Origin of the sequence: Chryseobacterium sp. GVT01B, assembly GCF_019970045.1 — a bacterium.
In the GTDB taxonomy this organism is placed as follows: Bacteria; Bacteroidota; Bacteroidia; order Flavobacteriales; family Weeksellaceae; genus Chryseobacterium.
This window is the reverse complement of record NZ_JAHXYI010000001.1, coordinates 17,150-36,535: the sequence shown is the minus strand read 5'-3', so window position 1 is coordinate 36,535 and position 19,386 is coordinate 17,150. Positions and strand designations below refer to the sequence as shown.

The following is a 19,386-nucleotide window of genomic DNA, read 5'->3' as shown; positions in this document are numbered from 1 at the left end:
AATTGATATCGTTTATCACTTATGATTGATCATTTATACTTTTATTCCTGTTCTCATTTTGGCACTTCTTGCTCTTGAGTTTTCTTCGATCTCCTGATCATCAGGAATGATTGCTTTACTCTTTATCAATTCGAATGCCTTTTTATAATTTCCGTAGATATCTCTTGCCGGTTCTCCTTCGAACATTCCGTTTTTCAGGAATCTTTTTACCAAACGGTCTTCTAAGGAGTGGTAGGAAATAACAACGAGTCTTCCTTCCGGTTTTAAAACATTGTAAGCCTGAACCAGCATTTCTTTTAATACCTCAAGTTCCTGGTTTACTTCAATTCTTATTGCTTGAAAAAGCTGTGCATAGAACTTATTCACTTTGTGAGGCGGAATATAGCTGAACAGTTTTTTCAGATCTTCCGTAGTATCTATACTTTTAGTTTTTCTGTGGTGAACAATTTCTCTTGCCAGTTTTCTTGCCTCTCTTAATTCTCCATAGTGAAAGAAAAGATCTGCAAGTTCACTTTCTTCATATTCATTAATCACTCTTTTGGCATCAAGGTTCTGCATTACATTCATTCTCATATCCAAAGGAGCATTGCTTCTTGTAGAAAAGCCTCTGTCTGCTTCATCAAACTGATGTGAAGAAACACCCAGGTCAGCCAAAACACCATCTACCTGAGGAACTCCGTACATCAGTAATGAGTTTTCCAGAAATCTGAAATTCTGATTAACTAATGTAAATCTTGGATCATCAATTGTATTTTTAAGTGCATCCAGATCCTGGTCAAAACTGAACAATCTTCCTTTGTCAGAAAGTCTGCTCAAAATCTCCCTGGAGTGGCCTCCGCCTCCAAAGGTGCAGTCCACATATATTCCGTCAGGATTCGTCACCAAATCATCAACACTCTGCTTCAACAAAACGGGGTTATGATACATGCTTAATTGTGTTTTTTATTTAATACTATTAATTAATAACCTACTGTCATTATTCTTCGTCAAAAGAGCCCATCACATCTTCGGCAAGGCTTGCAAAATCAGCTTCATTGGTAGCAATTACCTTTTCATAGGCATCTTTGTCCCAAATTTCGAAGAGTTCTCCTGCGCTGGTAATCACAATATCTTTCTGAAGATTTGCGAAAACGGTAAGGTCTTTCGAGATCTGTAATCTTCCTGCATTATCCAATTCTACTGTTTTTACTCCTGCCGTAAACATTCGTATGAAATCAGCATTCTTTTTTATGAATCTGTTCAGTTTATTAATTTTGCACATCAGTTTGTCCCATGCATTCATAGGATAGACTTCCAGACAGGGTTGGAACACAGATCTCTTGACTACAAATGCCTTGTCTTCGAAGTTTTCCATCTGTTTAATTAAAGATGAAGGAACTTTTAAGCGGCCTTTGTCGTCAATTTTGCACTCATATGTCCCAATGAAATTTTTCATTTGGGACAAATTTATATAATAATTTCCAAAATTTCCCACTTTTTCCCACTTTTTGACTCAATGTTAATAAGTTTTATTAGAGATTGAATTTCAATAATGTAAAATACTGATATGAAGATAGTTGCTGAAAGTGTTATTTGGCCCATAATAAAGCGCGTTTGAAAAAAAAAGTTAAAAAGGAGAATATTATATTATTTTTATCTTAAATTAGGATAATCAAAATTTTTTTGAGGTTTAATTTGTATTTTTGCAAGGCTTTATTAAGGCGTTTTATGATATTTAGTACAAAAAAAGAAAAGAAATATTCCTATGTAGAAGCGGGAGAAGGACATCCATTAGTGCTGTTGCACGGGTTAATGGGTGGTTTGAGTAATTTCGATAAAATGGTAGATTTTTTTTCGGAAAGAGGCTTTAAAGTATATGTTCCTCAGTTGCCGATCTATGATCTGCCGGTACTCAATACGAATCTTACCACTATCGCAAAATATATTATCAAGTTTATAGAAAGTCATATTTCAGGTCCGGTTACCATTATGGGAAACTCAATGGGAGGGCATGTAGGACTTATCTTGACTTTAGCAAGACCTGATTTGGTAAAAAATCTTGTGCTTACAGGAAGTTCCGGATTGTATGAAAGAACTTTCGGGGACAGTTTTCCAAGGAAAAATGACCGGTCTTATATCAGAAAGAAAACGGAAGAAGTTTTCTATGATCCAAAGATTGCAACAGAAGATCTTGTAGATGAAGTTTTTGCGGTGGTAAATGACAGAATGAAAGGAATAAAAACAGTAATGCTGGCAAGAAGTGCCATCAAACACAATATGCTGAATGACCTTCCGAAGATTGTGACACCTACGTGTCTGATCTGGGGGAAACAGGATAATGTAACTCCTCCGGAAGTGGCAGAGGATATGCACAAGTTTATTCCAAATTCGGATTTATTCTGGATAGACCATTGCGGGCATGCAGCCATGATGGAGAAACCGGATGAATTCAATGAAATCCTGTACAACTGGATAAAAGATAAAGTTTAATAAATACATCATAAAATGACCATTAAGAGCTTTTCTTAATGGTTTATTTTTCTAAAATACATTCAACAATGATTATCAAGACAGCAGAGTTTGTAAAGAGCAGCGGAAAATGGCAGGAATGCCCTGAACCCAATATTCCTGAATATGCTTTTATCGGAAGATCAAACGTAGGAAAGTCGTCATTGATCAACGCAATGATGAACCATAAAGATCTGGCTAAGACATCACAAACTCCAGGAAAAACCCAGCTGATCAATCATTTTTTAGTGAATGAAAACTGGTACCTTACCGATTTACCGGGTTACGGTTATGCAAAGGTTTCAAAAGTTCAGCGAAAGGATTTTGAAAAGCTGATCACGAACTATATTCTTAACAGAAGAAATCTTGTTAATCTTTTTGTATTGGTAGATATAAGACATACTCCACAGAAAATTGATCTGGAATTTATTCAATGGTGTGGTGAAAGTGGAATCCCTTTTTCAATTGTATTTACCAAGTCTGACAAACTAAAACCGAACGTTGCTGTTAAAAACGTTGAAGACTATAAAGCTGAGCTTCATAAAACCTGGGAAGATCTTCCTGAACTATATGTGACCTCAGCAGAAAAGAAAGAGGGCGGAGATAACATTCTTAATTTTATTCAAAAAACCAATGAGTTTTTAACCAATAATAATATAAGCTTCGATGAGTAATATTATCTGGAAAATCAAAACGTTTGATGAGTTAACAGTTCCTGAATTGTATTCGGTACTGAAAGCACGTATTGACGTTTTTGTTATTGAACAGAATTGTCCTTATCCTGATCTGGATAATTATGACCAAAAGGCGGTTCATATCTGGGCTGAAGAAGACGGACAGGTTCTTGCTTATTGCCGTGTTTTTGATAAAGGAGTAAAATATGATGAAACTTCTTTCGGTAGAGTTTTGACAACAGAACAGGCGAGAGGTAAAAGCCTGGGAAAACAGTTGATACAATATGCTGTAGAAACAATAGAAAACCGTTTTCATACTTCTGAGATCAAAATATCCGCACAGGATTATCTTTTAAGATTCTATAGTGGATTTGGATTTATAGATACGGGCAAGAAATATCTGGAAGATGATATTCCGCATACGGAAATGATAAGAAAGTAAAAAGGTATCTCAAACGAGATACCTTTTTCGAACTGTATAAAATTATATTGGGTGTTATTAGTTTTTCATCATTTCTTACTCCAAAAGTAGAACAATTAAGAAAACTAACCTTACGGAAAACCGTAATGGATTTAAATAATTCCCAAATCTTTACAAAAAGCTACAAGCTGTTCATTGCTTGTTATCTGAAGATCTTCTTTCATGCTGTTCAGTTTTTTCTCTACACTGCTTAAGCTATTGGGCTTAATATCATTGTTTTGAAGATAAACAGGGATGTTTTTCTGTAAAACTCCCTGAGATAAGAGAGATACCAAAGTGATGTCATAGTTGGAAAACTCATAATTGTTAAGCTTCTTTACTTCCTGTTTAAGATCAAGAGAAAGATAATTTTCATCCACATAGGTTGAGGCAATTGCCTTTTTAAGTTCTTTTGAGTCATTCCGGGCTTTACGGACAAAACCATTGATTCCATATTCGTTGAAAAGGCTATCGATAATTCCGGACCTATGTTCTGCTGAAAAAACAATTACTTTTAAAGAAGGCTGCAGCTCTTTAATGGTTTTTATCAGCTCTTTTCCATCTTTAAGATTTTGTATGTTGTGGTCTTCTTCAAAAGAAAGATCTGTAATTAACAAATCATAAAGATCATTTTCACGAATGGATTTTTGAATTTTAGCTAATGCATCATCACAATAATAAACATAATCTGTGGTGGAAATAGTAAGGTCTTCTAATGTTTTCTGTACAGAAATACTGCTGCTTTCGTGATCTTCAGCTATTAAAATTTTTTTGAACATTCTTTTTCTTTTTTAAGAAGCAGGAAATGAAATATAAATTTTCAACCCTTTTTCGGTTTCAGTGTCAAAAATAATTTCTCCATGGATAGCTTCAATACGGGAATCCGTATTTGTTAAACCATTTTTGTAAGTAATTCCTTCTGAAATGCCGATGCCATTGTCTGTATACTGAATTTGTATATTATTATTTTTTCTTTCAAATTTAAAAGCAACATGGGTCGCGTGGCTGTGTTTTTTCATATTTACCAAAAGTTCCCGCATAACCTGATAGATTTCTTCCCGGGTAAATTCTTTCAGTGTTTTCCATATATTTTCATCATTTCCGGCCAGGTAAGTCTTTACATTTTCATTATTAAAAGACGCAATGAGAGTTGATATTCTCTTACTGAACTCTGGTTTATCTTCGGAGACTGCTTTCTCGTAGGAAATATCTCTGGATTTTTCGTAGACAAACTCCAGTTCGTCCAGTATTTTTTCTTTATCGAAATCTTCCTGATTTTCGATTTTAGTCATTACCTGATAAATACCGTTGGCTACCACATCGTGAATTTTCTTGGAAACTTTTAGCTGTTGTTCTTTTAACTTATTGTCGGATTCTAGAAGTAGAGTCTGCTTACGTTTTTTATACCAAAAGAAAGCACTGATTATAAAGGCGAGTGCCCCTAAACTTATGCTTATAATTAAAATATTCTGTTTAGTGATTTGATATTCCTTCTGAGCAATTCCCTTTTGGAGTGAGAGATTCTCTGCTTTATTTTTTTCTGTTTCATAACGGATTAACGCAAATTGATTTTTAGCTTTTTTTCTTGCCGCATCAATGCTGTCATTTCGTTTTTGATAAATTTTAAAAAAGAATTTACTTCTTTCTGGCGACTCTAAAAGGATTATTTTTTGTAAAGCTTCAACTTCATCATTTGGGTTTTTTATTTCTCTCGAAAGTTCATACATTTTTTTGGCATGAAATAAGGCTTTTTGAGGATCTTTTTCCTGATAGGTATCTGCTAAATGGGAATGGCTAGATACCTGTCCATACATATCATGCTCTTTAATTCTAATATCTAATCCCTTATTAAATTCTTGGATTGGATCATATGCCGGATTCTGAAGCCATTTCGTCCTGGCTTGATTCGTAATAACCATTGCCAATAATTTTTTACTTTTTGGAGAATCTTTTAAAATTGAGGCATACATTTGTAATGCATTTTTATAGTCTTTCTTTTGACGGTATGCATTTCCTTTATTATTAATGAATGTTTTTTTTTCGTCAGGGCTTGGTGAGAATTTTATTGCAAGGTTGTAAAATCGTATGGCATTGTCACTCTCCTTTAGATTATAACTGGTTATTCCGAGATTATTATAGTTTGACTTTACATATTCATAATTTGCTGTATTACTTTCATTTAAATATTTAGTTGCTTCTAATGAAGTTTCTTGGCTCCCATAGTTATCACCGAATTGTTCTTGAATAATTGCCATATTGTTTAAACACTTTCCGGCACCTAAACTATCCTGTCTTTGAAGGAATAAATCACGAGCTTTGTCAAAATAGAAATATGCACTGTCAGGCTGTTTACTTTCTCTATATTCAAAGGCTTTATCATAGAAAAGATTGGTTAAATTATGTTTAACAACCGGAGGTTTATTCTTAGAGCACGATAGAATAATCAGACAAAATAGAATAAAATAAAACTTCAAAATTATTTGTTTTGTCGAATTTAAAAAAAAACAGCGAAAGATTTCTCTTTCGCTGAATATAGATGTGTCTTTTTATTTTTTTGGAGGGAGTTGTCCGTTATCTCCACTCGTATCACCATCAATTCCGCTTTCTCCCATAAATATTCCTTCGGATTGCATAGTCATTGTGGTTATGTTATTGCCGTTTACTGTTGCTGGCGTATTTGCATTATTATCTGAAAATGCTAAGCCTAATAGCATCAATATAATTTGGATCATTCCTTTTAAAATTTTCGAAGTTGAAACCGTATTTCTTCCTCTCGCGAAGTGTTATCGCGAGCTGTACACTATTAAATTTCGAAGCGCTTCTTAATTTATTTGGGAAGTGAACCTTTAAAAACGGAGGAAAAACATCTGCTTCCCTATCCGGAGTTTAATCTCTGTTTTCTCTGGTTTTTTTGAAATCAGTTTTTAATGTTTTTGTTGATTTCTAAAGCAAATTTGCAGCAAAAAAGAATAGACATGTTAGACAAAGAATAGACATCAATAGACAGTAAATAAGTGTGGAGTTATTACGGAAATCCGTAATGTGGTGTGATTGAAAATCATCTACTTTGTAATGCCCGAAAACACTGTTTATGTCCAAGAAAAAACTACTGATTAATGAAGTATTTGAGCAGGCAAGAAGAGAGTCAGAGAAAACCACAAAAAGTGGATTAGCTTCTTATCTGCATCTTTGTTTTATTGATAATCTGAAATTCTATGATATTTCAGATAAAACATTCATACGATATTATGAAGATTTTGTGGAAGGCAATAGCAATAGGAATATTGAACCGGAGAGACTGAATAAAATGAGCCAGTATATCGGGTATAAAGATTTTACAGAGTTTTCCAGGACTTTTATCAGGAATGATGATAAAAAAAATCTGACTACGGTAAAAATCAGTGTGGACCAGGATGAGGAGATTATATCTGAAAGGCTGTCCAAAATTAATATTAATATCATCAATGAACAGCATTTTAAAATGCCGGAATTTGTCAGACAAAATAGTTTTGGTCTTGTAGGGATGTTTATCCTTGGAAGTTTTTTTATTGGTAATTATTATTGTTCAACAGGAAATAGAAATGCATATGAATCATTCAATCTCTTGAATCTGTCAGGTATTGAAAAGAACTGCATGTACTGGGATAATAATGAATACAGGCTGACAGACTGTAAGGAAGGTAACCCAGTTCTGAATGTTATTCCGAAAGATAATGTTCAGATTAAATTCTTTAAACGTATTACGAGAAAAGACACACTTACAGTAGAGAACGCGCTGGGGAAAACATGGTATTCCAAGGTTAACGGAAAAGTCGAATTTTTCACAATGGACGGAATCGATCCGGAGAATAAAAAAGAGTTAAAAAGATCAACTGAATACATCATTAGAAAATATTCAGGAAAGAAACCCGGTATAATGCCGGCAGAATAAATTTCCTTCACAATAATTTAAAATTCAATTAAAACATTTCCTCGTTCATTCCTGTAATTTCGTCTTATTTTTAAGATGAATAAACCAATTGTCTCCGTTTTACTTTTTATAAGTACTCTTTTTTCGGCGCAGAAACCTATACAGATTGCTTTTCTGTCTGACGTACATTTTCAGGATTTGTATGGAAGTTTTTCAGATCATGATTTTAAAGGAATTATGAATCCTAAAACGGGAAAATCCACGATCCTGAGGACGATGGATTCTCAATTACATTCCACAAGAGTTTTTAATGAGAACTATTTTGCCTTTCTCAAGGCTTTGGATGATATTGCTGCTAAAGGAATTAAAATTGTAGCGATGCCAGGTGATTTTTCTGATGATGGACAGGCTTATAACCTTCGCGGACTTCATACAATTTTAGACAATTATCATCAGAAATATGGCATTAATTTTTACCTGACAACAGGAAATCATGATCCCGTTGGACCGTTTCGAAATGATGGTGGGAAAGATGATTTTCTTGGTAAGAATGGAAAGCCGCTGGGGATTTATAGTAGAGAAAATATCGGAAAATCAACAGATAAGATCATTACAAAAGATATTGCAGAATCAGGGTATCTTGAAATTTTGAATGAATTAAAAGATTTTGGATTCTATCCTAAAAAAGAAGATTTATTCTGGAGTACACCTTTTGATCAAGATATTTTTAAAAATTACACTTACAAAAAAGGTCTGGAAACCGCAGAGTATTCCAAAAGGATGTATGAGGTGGTCAAAGGTTTTCCTGTTCCTGATTTAAGTTATGTTGTTGAACCGGTGAAGGATGTATGGATGATTGCCATAGACGGAAATACCTATATTCCCAAAAACATCAATGAAAATCCAAGTAATGCATCTAATTATAAAGGAGCAAGTATTGGTTATAATAATGTACTGACCAACAAACAGCATTTAATAAAATGGGTAAGGAAGCTTGCTGATGAAGCAAAGAAAAACAACAAAACCCTGATTGCATTTACCCATTATCCGATGATTGATTTCAATGATGGGGCAACCAACGAAATTAAAAACCTGTTGAGAGAAAAAAAGTGGCAGCTGGAACGTGTTCCACAGGAAGAAGTTGCAAAAGTATTTGCTGAAGCAGGATTACAGGTTCATTTTGCGGGACATATGCATATTAATGATACAGGAATCAGAAAATTTGGAGAGAATGTTTTGGTTAATGTTCAGGTTCCGTCACTGGCTGCTTATTTGCCTGCTTATAAAATTTTGACTATAGAATCTCCTGATAGGATGGAGGTACAAACCGAAGTTGTAAATGATGTTCCCCGGTTTAATGAATTGTTTCCTTTGTACGAAAAAGAATATAAAACCTTACGGTATGATACAACTAAAATACTTTGGAATAAAGACATTTTAAAAACAAAATCTTACCATGACTTTATGCTTTTTCATTTAAAAGAATTGGTTCGGCTAAGAATGATTCCTGATGACTGGCCAGTAGATTTTATTGATAAAACTAAAAGCTTAAATGGAGAAGATCTCCTGTTACTCATTCAAAATAAAGATCAGTTAAAAGTGAAAGGTATCATTTCTGAGGATTTTAGAAAATGGTCTTTCGATGATTTACTACTGGATTTATATAAATTTCAATCTGCAGATGAGCTGGCGAAAAGAGATATTCCCAAACAACGGCTAGAGCAATATCAAATATTGGAGAAGCTATATGAGAAGAGTCAGTCTCGGAATTTATTTGTTATGCAGTTAAAATCATTTTTTAAAATCCTTTCATTACTTTCTCACGGAGATCCGGCAGATCATTTTGAAATAGATTTGAAAAAAAAGGAAATAATAAAGCTATAAATATAATACTTCATAAATCTTCGGCTTGTATTTTGTGGCATTTGTGAAAAGAATTAGTGTTATTTGTGTTTAAATAAAAAGAAAAGGCCACCAGTCTGGCGGCCTCCTCAATTATAAATCTAACAGCAAAACAGGACTACTTTCCTGCCAAAGGATTCTTTCTTTCATAGGTGTTGTTGTCAAAACTTACCTTATAGTTGGATTTGAATAATTTGCTGGGATAATAATAATCCGTTGTAATGATCTGTGCTCCGCTTTCTTTTGCCTTTTCAAATCTTGAATAATCCTCGCTTCTTGCTTCAATTGTATCCGCATCTGCTCTGGTACGGATGATGTATCCCTTTTTAACCAGATCTTTGATCACTGTATCATCTTTCTTCGGTTCATTCATAAACAGAACAGCAGCTTCAGGAGTTCCGGGTGTTGAATTCGTGAAAATCATTCTCCCTTTTAATGAAGGATGATCCTTGGCGTAGAGGTCTCTGTTTTCTCCGTTATTATCCATTACAAAAAGGAATTTTCCCTTTACGTCTTTTACTTTTGGCCAGTTTTTATTTAAAACAGCTTCATTCAGTGTTTTATAAGATCCTCTGATATCATCAGGGATAATAATTTTATCTTTCCCGAGGTATTTTTTCAGTTCATGATCCAGATCGTCAAAAAGTTTTGCGGTATAGTGTTCCGGTTTTGTCCCGAATTGATTTGCTTTTCCATCTTTGGGTTCAAGCGTTATAAAAACAGGATCGTGATCAGGATTTCTGTCAGACCATTTCTTCAAATCCTTCAGACATTCTTCCAGGGTATAATACCATGTCTGATAATCAATATCTGTAATGTGAATCATTTTGTAACCCGGTTTTTTCATTTTTCCTTCAGGATCAAAAGATTTGCTGGTCTTTACAAGATCAAGAATTTTCGGATGAGCATATTTTCCTCCTTTGCTGTCTGCATAGACATCAATTTCCAGATTTCTAAGTCCAAGATCCAGCTGCTCAGGAATAGGAATGTGTTCATATTGAATCTTTGGCAAAGAGTTCTGAGTGTCTTTTTGTGACAAATAAGCGTAAACTTCAGGCAGAATGGCTTTCTTATAAGAATTGTGAGAACCTATTACCTGAATTTCATTGATCTTTAGCTCATCAAGTTGCTGAGATTGTGACCAAAACAGGTTAAATGAAGATAAACAGATGCCAAGAAAAACCGCCTTTTTCATTTCGATACATTTTACATACAAAATTAATCACTCTTTGCAGGTAATGACTTGTATATTATGTTAAGTAATTTTTAAAATTCTGTGAATATTGGGAAAATAGGGTTGTATAAGGGTTTGATATTTAGTCTGTTTCTATTCTCTCAAATTGAGATATTTATATTTTGTTGACTTTAAGATAATATTATGTTAAAATAGATTTGTGGTAGATCCTTTTACTTTGTATGCCGAAATAAAAACTAACCGTTGCCTGAAAAGAAAACCACTGTTGCGGGAACAACAGCGGCTTTTTGATAAGCAATGTAACGTCTTGCAATTACTTTACTTATTGATATGTACCACAAAATTAATTTTTTTAAGTTTAAAAAGCTAATCCCGATTGCATTAATTTTTTTGGTGGCTCACCAAGCTGATGCTAAAGGATTTACTTCAAACTATCCTGTGTTTTCGCAGGTAAACGAAACCATTTCCGGAAATGTAACGGATCAGAATGGTTCTGCAATAGAAGGCGCAAAAGTCACTGTTATAGAAACCGGAGACACTGTTTCTACCGATGCATCAGGAAACTTCTCAATTTCGGCCGGAATTGGACAGACTTTATCCATTTCTTATGAAGGATATGGAGAACAGATGGTGAAAATTTCCAGTACTTCAGTTTCTATAAAACTAGAATCCAAAAAAGGTTCAACTTCCATTGAAGAAGTAACTTTGGTAGGGTATGGTTCTCAGAAAAAATCTGATTTAACAGGAGCCGTAAGCCAGCTGAAAGCCGAAAATTTCAAAGAAGGAATGAATATTTCCGTGGATAACCTGATGCAGGGAAAAATCGCGGGTGTTCGTATCGTTCAGTCGAATGGAGAACCTGGTGCGGGAGTGAATGTTTCCATCAGAGGTATCGGTTCCATCCGAAGCGGAAGTACACCTTTATTCGTTGTAGACGGAATTCCTTTGAATAATGATCCTGTAAGTGCACAAAGTCCGAATGTAGGACTGGGGAATACAACCGCAAAGAATCCTCTTAATTTTTTGAATACAAGTGATATTGAGTCTATCACGGTTTTAAAAGATGCTTCAGCTGCAGCAATCTATGGAGCAAGAGGGTCAAACGGGGTGGTTTTGGTAACAACAAAAAGAGGAAAGAAAGGAGAGCCGATGTTTACGTATGATACGTATTTAGGATTTTCTTCAGTGATTAAAAAATTAGATTTAATGACTGCAGATGAATACAGAGCTGCGGGCATAGATAAATCTTATGACCATGGCGGAAATACAGACTGGCAGGACGAAATCTACAGAAATGCCGTTTCATCCAATCATTCCGTTTCATTTTCAAAAGCTACAGAAACCGGGAATTATTTTGCATCCCTTTCTCACATGGATCAGGATGGTATTGTTCTGAACAGCAGTTTTAAAAGAACAACAGCCCGTTTGAATGCTGAAGAATCTTTCTTTGATAACAAGAGATTAAAGGTGAAGTTAAACCTTACCGCCAGTGATATCAGAGAAACAGGAATTCCAAACGGTGGAAATGCAGGATCTGACGGACAGCTTATTATCCATGCTTTAATGGCAAATCCTACGCGTTCTGTTTACGATCAGAACGGAAATTATACCAATTTCAATATGAACGCCCATTATAATCCACTTTATTTATTGAGCGTTTACGAAGATAAAACGAATACTTTCAGAGTATTAGGAAATACCGAAGCAACGTTGAGAATTTTACCGGGATTGAATTATAAATTTAATTTAGGGGTTGACAGAAGTTTATCAGAAAGAAATACCACCATGTTCCCGAATATTACAGACAGAAGCCCGAAAGGAATCTATTCCCAGGCCAATCTGGATTCTTATAATATTCTTTTGGAACATTATTTAACGTACGACCTTAGTTTTAAAAATCATAATTTCAGTGTATTAGGAGGTTTTTCTTATCAGAAGTTTAAAGCTACTGCCACTTATCTGGGTGTAAGAAACTTTGTGAATCAGGGAGCCGGGATTTCGCCGGAAATTAATCCGGGATATTCCGGAGATGTATTTATTCCTCAGCCGGGAACTTCTCAGGAAAATGAACTGCAGTCTTACTTTGGAAGAGTAAATTATAATTTTGACAAAAAATATTTCTTAACCGCTTCGTTAAGAGCTGATGGTTCCACACGTTTTGGAGATAATAATAAGTATGGATATTTCCCATCAGTTGCTGCAGGCTGGACCATTTCAAAAGAAAACTTTCTAAAAGATGTTTCATTTATCAATGAGCTGAAACTAAGAGGAAGCTGGGGAGAAACCGGAAATCAGGAAGTTCTCAATAAAATTACAAAAGCAAGTTATCTGTTATCACAGAATGCAGGATATTATCTATATGATAACTTAAACCTCATCAATGGAGTTCAGGTGGTAAGAACACCCAATCCTAATCTGAAATGGGAAGTTGTAGCGCAAACCAATATTGGTTTGGACTTCAGCCTATTCAGTAATAAATTATACGGTTCATTAGAATACTATAACAAGACAACCAAAAATCCAATATTATTTATTCCTTCCACTCCATTGAGTCCTACAGATTTTGTTTGGCTGAATGCTGACGGAAAGATCGTTAATAAAGGTTTTGAATTCTCTTTAGGATCAGAAATTATTAAAAACGAAAACTTCACATGGAATCTTGACATTAATGGAGCTACAGTAAATAATGTGGTGAAAGATCTTCCGGTTTCAGGAATTAATTCCGGTGAAGTTTCAGGACCGGGACTTTCAGGTGTTACTGCAAATATCTATAGAAATGGCTATGAAGCAGGATCCTTCTACATGTACAATTACTTAGGAATTGATGCCAACGGAAAATATATCTATGAAGATCTGAACGGAGACGGAAAGATTGACCCGAATGACAGAAAGATTTTTGAAGGTGCTATTCCTAATTTCACTTTTGGGATCAATTCTTATATGAAATACAAAAAGTTTGATTTTGCATTCTCTTTCATTGGACAAACAGGAGGTTATCTTGTGAATAATACAGCTTTAGATTTGAATATTAACAACTTAGCTTCAGACAGAAATGTATTGAAGAAATATTACGATTCAGGAGCAAGTTTTGCCAATCAGCCGCAGTTATCTTCTTTATATCTTGAAAAATCAGACTTTATTCGTTTAAGCAACGTAAGATTAGGATATACTTTTGACATGAATCAATTGAAATTTCTGAAAAGTATCAATCTGTATGTAAGCGCACAGAATCTGTTTACCATTACCAGCTATTCAGGCTACGATCCACTTGTTGATACTAATAAGCAGGTGCAGGGAAATCAGTCTTTAGGAATTGATTATACGACCTATCCGTCTGCGAAAACTTTCATTCTGGGAGCTACTATTAAGTTTTAATTTAAGTTAAAAGAAATTATGAAATCTAAATTTTTAAATCTAAATAAAATCGTTTTGTCCATCGCTGTGATGTCATTAGTGGGATGTACCAATCTGGATGAAAAAGTAATTGATGAGGTAATGGGAACTGAAAATGCAGACCCTGAAGCTTCTCTTGCAGCTGCTTACGGACAACTTGGTGACGGAACTTTTGTAGATCATGGAAGTGTGTTTGCATTACAGGAATATTCTACTGATGAAGCTATCCTGCCAACAAGAGGAAGTGACTGGGGAGACGGAGGAAAGTGGAGAGCCATGCACGAATTTACCTGGGATGCAAATAATGATGTTGTAAAAAACACTTGGAATCAGCTGAACTCAGGAATTACGAAATCTCTTTTTGCTATAGGAAGTATCAACAAAAGTAATATCAATAACAAGCCTTTATTTCTGGCTGAAGCTAAAGGGTTACTGGCCTTTTATACCTATACAACAATTGATTTGTATGGACAGGCTCCGTACAGAGACCCGGATAATTTAAATGCACCCATTCAGATCAGAAAAGCGGAATCTACCATTGATGCATTGATTACTGAAGTGGAAGGTCTTATTCCAAACCTGGCAGATATTAAAACCCAGAACACGCACGCAGGAAGATTTACAAAACAGGCAGCGTATGCATTATTGGCTGATATGTATCTAAACAGAGCTGTTTTAAAGAACAAGACGGCAGGTACTTTCAACTTTAAGGAACAGGCTTTAAGTGGAGGAGGGAATGATATGGATATGGTGATCAAGTATTCTGATATGCTGATTAATGGAGGCTTTTTTAGCTTAGAATCAAACTACTTCCACAATTTTGATATCAATAACGACACAAGTAAGGAAATGATCTTTACCATTGTTCAGAAGAAGAATTCAAACAGAAATGCGGACAATGACCTGGCTTATATGTCTATGGAAAGAATCCAGAAGCCTTCGCCGGATAACAGAGGAACGAATGCTTCTTGTGTTACGCCGGAATTTTATTATTCATGGAACGGAAATCATGATGATCCGCGTTTTCAGAGAACCTACCAGTATGAGGATGGAACATGGTTCAGAAATGATGGAACGGATGTGAGTGTACCGTCAACAAGTAAAGTGGAAGGAACAGGAAAACCATGGTTTCACTTCAACAGAGGATTACAGGTTGGTCAGCAATATGGACCTAAAATTCTTGCCAATGGTAACTTTGACCTGACTTCAGACGGAAGAATCAAAGTATACAAATTGTTCACCGAAAAAAATACAACACTTGCCGCAGATTTTACTCCGGAACTCAATTTTGATAATCCTTCAGAAGCTGTATTTACACAGGCTCAGATCAACAGAGGGGTAAGAAACTTTAAGTTTGAATTTGATCCAGGTTACGGAAATAACGGAACAAGCGGAATGGATGTTCCATTATACAGATTAGGAACGATCTATATGATGAGAGCAGAAGCCTTTTTCAGAAACGGAAACGTATCTGGAGCGCTGGCTGATGTTAACAGATTAAGAACAACAAGAACGAATGATGCTTTAAAGAATAATGCTCCGGGAGTTGCGCTTACTTCTCTGGATGCTGATGCGCTTTTTAAAGAATCAGGATATGAATTATATTGGGAAATGTACAGAAGAAAGGCAATGATCAGATTTCAAAAATTTGATTTGCCGGGAACTGCAAAAGCAGCTACTCAGCCTTACAGAAGAATCTTCCCGATTCCTCAGGCAACCCTTGATGCCTCAAAGGATTTCACTCAAAACCCGGGATATTAGTTTTTTTCATATAACAATTATTTTTGCGTAAACAAGAAGCGAAGAGATTTCCTCTTCGCTTCTGTTATTTTGTATCGGTTTGTGGTGATTCAGTTGATATCAATAGGAACGGAATTTAGTCCGTTTAACCCAATATACATCATCAATCCGGCTTTAGCCAAAACTTAGAATATAAGGTTTTATTCAACGTTTAGCATTCCCAGTTCTCCGTAATACTTTTTGAACTTTTGGATCTTAGGACCAACAACAGCACTACAATAAGGCTGTGTAGGATTTTCATTATAATATCCCTGATGATATTGTTCTGCCGGCCAGAATTTATCGAATTGAGTCAGTTCCGTTACATAAGTTCCTGCCCATCTTCCTGATTCCTGAGATACTTTGATAGCTTCTTCAGCCTTTGCCTTTTCAGCAGCATCTTTATAGTAAATAACAGAACGGTATTGGGTTCCGATATCATTTCCCTGTCTGTTTAATTGGGTAGGATCATGAAGGAAGAAAAATACATCCATCAATTGTTCATAGGAAATAACCGCCGGATCATAAGTGATCTGTACTACTTCTGCATGTCCTGTTTCTCCTGTACAAACTTCCTGATAGGTCGGATTGTCTTTATGTCCTCCGGAATATCCTGAAATAGCAGATTTTACTCCTTTAAGCATATTGAAACAGCTTTCCACACACCAGAAACATCCACCACCGAAAGTAATCTGTTCTAAATTATTGTTGTCCATTGTTGGTAATTATATTGTTTTATTATCCTTTCCTGATGCAGAAAAGACCAATCAAAAATAGGAAAAACTTTTTCATTTGAACACGATTTTAGCCTTATAAACTTAAATTGCCGTGATAGATGTGACAAATGATTTTTAAACACAATTATAAAAGTTTTTATAGGTAATACAGTATATAAAATGACAGAGATAATTGCTCAAGGTTTTCAAAACATTTAGTATTAGCAATGTCATGCTGAGCGGAGTCGAAGCATTTCAATTAAGCTGAATTTTAAACACAAATAGCACTAATGTTTTCACAAATAAACACAAGAAAATATAACCCGATCATCTGCGAAAATCTGTGAGAAAATAGAGCAATACAAAATGTGAAAGGCAGATATCTGAGATATTTTAAAACAGCTGGTATTAGCAATATCATGCTGAGCGGAGTCGAAGTATCTTATGATACTGAGTTTATACCTTATAAGAAAATATAGTATAATCATCTGTGCAATCTGTGGGAAAAACAAAAAGCACCCTAAGAAGGATGCTCTGTATGATATAAATAGTGTTCAGTTTATTTTTCCCAAACCAAAGCACTTGCTCCAAGAATAGCAGCATCAGCCTCGTCAAGTTCACTGAATACCAGTTTTACTTTATTTCTGAAGATAGGAAGAAGGTTTCTTTCCATATGAAGCTTAGCAGGCTTTAAAATAAAATCTCCTGCTTTGATTACTCCGCCGAATAAAAGAATGGCTTCCGGGGAAGAGAACATCACAAAATTGGCCAATGCCTCACCCAGTTTCTGACCTGTATATCTGAAAACCTCAATAGCAATTGGGTCTTCTTTCATCGCACACTCGTATACTGTTTTAGAATTGATCTCATCTTCAGGATACTGGTTCAGCATAGATTCCGGGAACTCAGCTCTCATTTTCTTTGCTGTAATGGTAATTCCTGTAGCAGAAGCATAGGCCTCAAGGCTCCCCTCAGAACCCGTACTCCAGTGTTTTCTACCGCCTGGTTTTACAATTGTATGTCCCAATTCTCCGGCGAACCCGTCATGTCCGTAGATTAAGCTTCCATTAGCAATGATTCCGCTTCCAACTCCTGTTCCAAGTGTAATCATGATGAAATCTTTCATTCCTCTGGCTGCTCCGAAAAGCATTTCTCCAAGAGCCGCAGCATTCGCATCATTGGTCACTGTACAAGGAAGTCCGAATTTTGCTGTCATCAGCTCAGCAAAAGGAATTACTCCTTTCCAAGGAAGGTTGGGAGCTAATTCTATGGTTCCTTTATAGTAATTTGCATTAGGAGCTCCTACTCCGATTCCGTCAAAATGTGCTTCAGTACCATATTTTTCCATCATTGGATGAACATGTTCATATAAAGCATCGATGAAATCCTCAACTTTGTCATAAGCATCGGTTCTCAGGTTTCCTTTATCCAGAACTTCTCCACGGTGGTTTACGATTCCGAATTTAGTATTGGTTCCGCCGATGTCAACTCCAAGGGCAACTTGTTTTGATAAATCTATTAATGACATTTCTATTATTAAATTCTAGGGGCTAAAATTATAAAAAAGATTGTATTAATGGATTATTAACTGGGTTTTATTTAATATGTTAAGCTGTTTTTAACGGTTTTTTCTTTTTTCTCCCCCACCAAATCATAAATCCGGTAACCGGAAGAGAGGCACAGATCAAACTTACGATAAAGGCAATGATCTTAGTAGGAAGTCCTAAAATAGCTCCTACGTGGATATCATAATTAGCACTCACCGCCTTTTCTCCAAAGTTTTTGTCCTTCGGATCATGGGTGTGCAGCAATTCTCCTGAGTTTTCATCAAAGATTAAACTACTGCTTTTATGGTAAGAATAAGAAAGATGTTTCACATACACCTCAAAGTTAGGGTGTTCATGATCATCCATGTGTGGGTGTCCTAAATCTATAGCAAAACCATAGGAATCAGGATATTTTGTCTGTACAGTATTGATGATTTTATCCAGCGTGCCCTCTGTTCTCAGCTCAATAGGGGCTTTTGTCTTGATATGGGAAAAATCCGGGTACTTTGTTTCTCCTCCTGAAAATATCACGTAGATCATCGCCTGAACGACAAAAAATGCATAGAAAAGTCCTGTAATAGAAAAGATCAAAGCAAAAATAGAGGCATAAAAACCTAATACATTATGAAGGTCATAGTTCTTTCTTTTCCAGCTTTTAATATTTTTCCATTTGAAAGCAAAACGCTGTTTTCTTGCTGCTTTGTTCTTAGGCCACCATAAAATGATCCCCGAGATCAGCATAATGATAAAGATAATAACCGGAATTCCTACCACATAAGTTCCCCAATCCTGTTTTAAAAGGTAGCTCCAGTGGATCATTTTTACGATATTGAAGAACCCGTTTTTTTCATCATAAACTCTTAGTACTTTCCCGGTATATGGGTTTACATATGCTTGTTTATAAATTGGAAATTCATCAAAATAATTCCAGGCATCTGTGTTGTGTTCATACCAGAAGAACATATAGGACATCTTTTTGTCAATAGGAACATTGACCCAGTGGATCGGGTATTTTTCCTTGACCTGTTCTGCAACAGCTTTTTCCATTACTCTGATAGGAAGCACCTGCTTCTGTTCAATATTCTGCTCATGGTGGTAGATGACATCTTTTCGGGTGATGTTTTCAACTTCATCCTTAAAAACGTACAATGCTCCGGTAATAGAGATAATAAAGATCAGAAAACCTATTCCCAATCCGAACCAAAGGTGCAGCTTGGCAGACCATTTTTTAAAGAATCCCGGTTTCTTTTTATGATGATGATTTTTCTTCATATACAGCTAAAAAGTAAAGCAAAGATATGTTTTACTTTTTATTTAGTTTAA

At 35.4% G+C, this 19,386-nt stretch carries 16 protein-coding genes; 7 read left to right on the top strand and 9 right to left on the bottom strand.

The window, feature by feature from the left end; translation table 11 throughout:
- Window positions 1–33: 33 nt before the first annotated feature.
- Window positions 34–927, bottom strand: coding sequence for a 16S rRNA (cytosine(1402)-N(4))-methyltransferase RsmH (gene rsmH / locus LC457_RS00135; protein ID WP_223598096.1), 894 nt, complete (start codon window positions 925–927; stop codon window positions 34–36).
- Window positions 928–976: 49 nt separating this feature from the next.
- Window positions 977–1,435 carry a division/cell wall cluster transcriptional repressor MraZ gene (gene mraZ / locus LC457_RS00130; RefSeq protein ID WP_223598095.1) on the bottom strand — a complete coding sequence of 153 codons (459 nt, stop codon included), beginning with the start codon at window positions 1,433–1,435 and terminating at the stop codon, window positions 977–979.
- 272 nt (window positions 1,436–1,707) lie between these two features.
- Between mraZ and LC457_RS00125 the strand changes: the two genes are divergently transcribed.
- The 3 genes from LC457_RS00125 (at window position 1,708) to LC457_RS00115 (ending at window position 3,603) form a co-directional block, all read left to right on the top strand.
- Window positions 1,708–2,469, top strand: a complete 762-nt coding sequence (locus LC457_RS00125; RefSeq protein ID WP_047379978.1) for an alpha/beta fold hydrolase — start codon at window positions 1,708–1,710, stop codon at window positions 2,467–2,469.
- 68 nt (window positions 2,470–2,537) lie between these two features.
- Window positions 2,538–3,161 carry a ribosome biogenesis GTP-binding protein YihA/YsxC gene (gene yihA, locus LC457_RS00120; RefSeq protein ID WP_223598094.1) on the top strand — a complete coding sequence of 208 codons (624 nt, stop codon included), beginning with the start codon at window positions 2,538–2,540 and terminating at the stop codon, window positions 3,159–3,161.
- A complete protein-coding gene (locus LC457_RS00115) occupies window positions 3,154–3,603 on the top strand; it encodes a GNAT family N-acetyltransferase (protein WP_223598093.1) in 450 nt (149 codons plus the stop codon). Before yihA ends, LC457_RS00115 begins: the two co-directional genes overlap by 8 nt.
- 131 nt (window positions 3,604–3,734) lie before the next feature.
- On the opposite strand, the gene LC457_RS00110 is transcribed toward LC457_RS00115, so the two are convergent.
- The 3 genes from LC457_RS00110 to LC457_RS00100 all read right to left on the bottom strand — a co-directional run bounded on the left by LC457_RS00110 (window position 3,735) and on the right by LC457_RS00100 (window position 6,353).
- On the bottom strand, window positions 3,735–4,400 hold the full coding sequence (locus LC457_RS00110) for a response regulator (RefSeq protein WP_223598092.1): 666 nt from the start codon (window positions 4,398–4,400) through the stop codon (window positions 3,735–3,737).
- Between the two features lie 12 nt (window positions 4,401–4,412).
- A complete protein-coding gene (locus tag LC457_RS00105) occupies window positions 4,413–5,876 on the bottom strand; it encodes an ATP-binding protein (protein ID WP_223598091.1) in 1,464 nt (487 codons plus the stop codon).
- Window positions 5,877–6,167: 291 nt separating this feature from the next.
- Entirely contained in the window at window positions 6,168–6,353 is a 186-nt protein-coding gene (locus tag LC457_RS00100; RefSeq protein WP_223598090.1) for a hypothetical protein, read from the bottom strand.
- Between the two features lie 359 nt (window positions 6,354–6,712).
- On the opposite strand from LC457_RS00100, the gene LC457_RS00095 reads away from it, so the two are divergent.
- Together LC457_RS00095 and LC457_RS00090 are read left to right on the top strand one after the other, a co-directional pair.
- Complete coding sequence (locus LC457_RS00095; protein ID WP_223598089.1) at window positions 6,713–7,552, top strand: hypothetical protein; 840 nt, start codon at window positions 6,713–6,715, stop codon at window positions 7,550–7,552.
- A 75-nt stretch (window positions 7,553–7,627) separates the two neighbouring features.
- Window positions 7,628–9,415, top strand: a complete 1,788-nt coding sequence (locus LC457_RS00090) for a metallophosphoesterase (RefSeq protein ID WP_223598088.1) — start codon at window positions 7,628–7,630, stop codon at window positions 9,413–9,415.
- 136 nt (window positions 9,416–9,551) lie between these two features.
- On the opposite strand, the gene LC457_RS00085 is transcribed toward LC457_RS00090, so the two are convergent.
- A complete protein-coding gene (locus LC457_RS00085; protein WP_223598087.1) occupies window positions 9,552–10,628 on the bottom strand; it encodes a phosphatidylinositol-specific phospholipase C1-like protein in 1,077 nt (358 codons plus the stop codon).
- A gap of 330 nt (window positions 10,629–10,958) precedes the next feature.
- Here LC457_RS00085 and LC457_RS00080 point away from each other — a divergent pair, with 330 nt between their 5' ends.
- Both LC457_RS00080 and LC457_RS00075 read left to right on the top strand, forming a co-directional pair.
- A complete protein-coding gene (locus tag LC457_RS00080) occupies window positions 10,959–14,003 on the top strand; it encodes a SusC/RagA family TonB-linked outer membrane protein (RefSeq protein WP_223598086.1) in 3,045 nt (1,014 codons plus the stop codon).
- Between the two features lie 18 nt (window positions 14,004–14,021).
- Window positions 14,022–15,782, top strand: coding sequence for a RagB/SusD family nutrient uptake outer membrane protein (locus LC457_RS00075; protein WP_223598085.1), 1,761 nt, complete (start codon window positions 14,022–14,024; stop codon window positions 15,780–15,782).
- A gap of 179 nt (window positions 15,783–15,961) precedes the next feature.
- Here LC457_RS00075 and msrA read toward each other — a convergent pair whose 3' ends face one another.
- The 3 genes from msrA to LC457_RS00060 all read right to left on the bottom strand — a co-directional run bounded on the left by msrA (window position 15,962) and on the right by LC457_RS00060 (window position 19,335).
- The gene (gene msrA, locus LC457_RS00070; protein WP_223598084.1) at window positions 15,962–16,516 is read right to left on the bottom strand and encodes a peptide-methionine (S)-S-oxide reductase MsrA; all 555 of its coding nucleotides are present in this window, start codon (window positions 16,514–16,516) and stop codon (window positions 15,962–15,964) included.
- A gap of 559 nt (window positions 16,517–17,075) precedes the next feature.
- On the bottom strand, window positions 17,076–18,044 hold the full coding sequence (locus LC457_RS00065) for an ROK family protein (protein WP_223598083.1): 969 nt from the start codon (window positions 18,042–18,044) through the stop codon (window positions 17,076–17,078).
- Window positions 18,045–18,123: 79 nt separating this feature from the next.
- Entirely contained in the window at window positions 18,124–19,335 is a 1,212-nt protein-coding gene (locus LC457_RS00060; protein ID WP_223598082.1) for a PepSY domain-containing protein, read from the bottom strand.
- Window positions 19,336–19,386 lie beyond the last annotated feature (51 nt).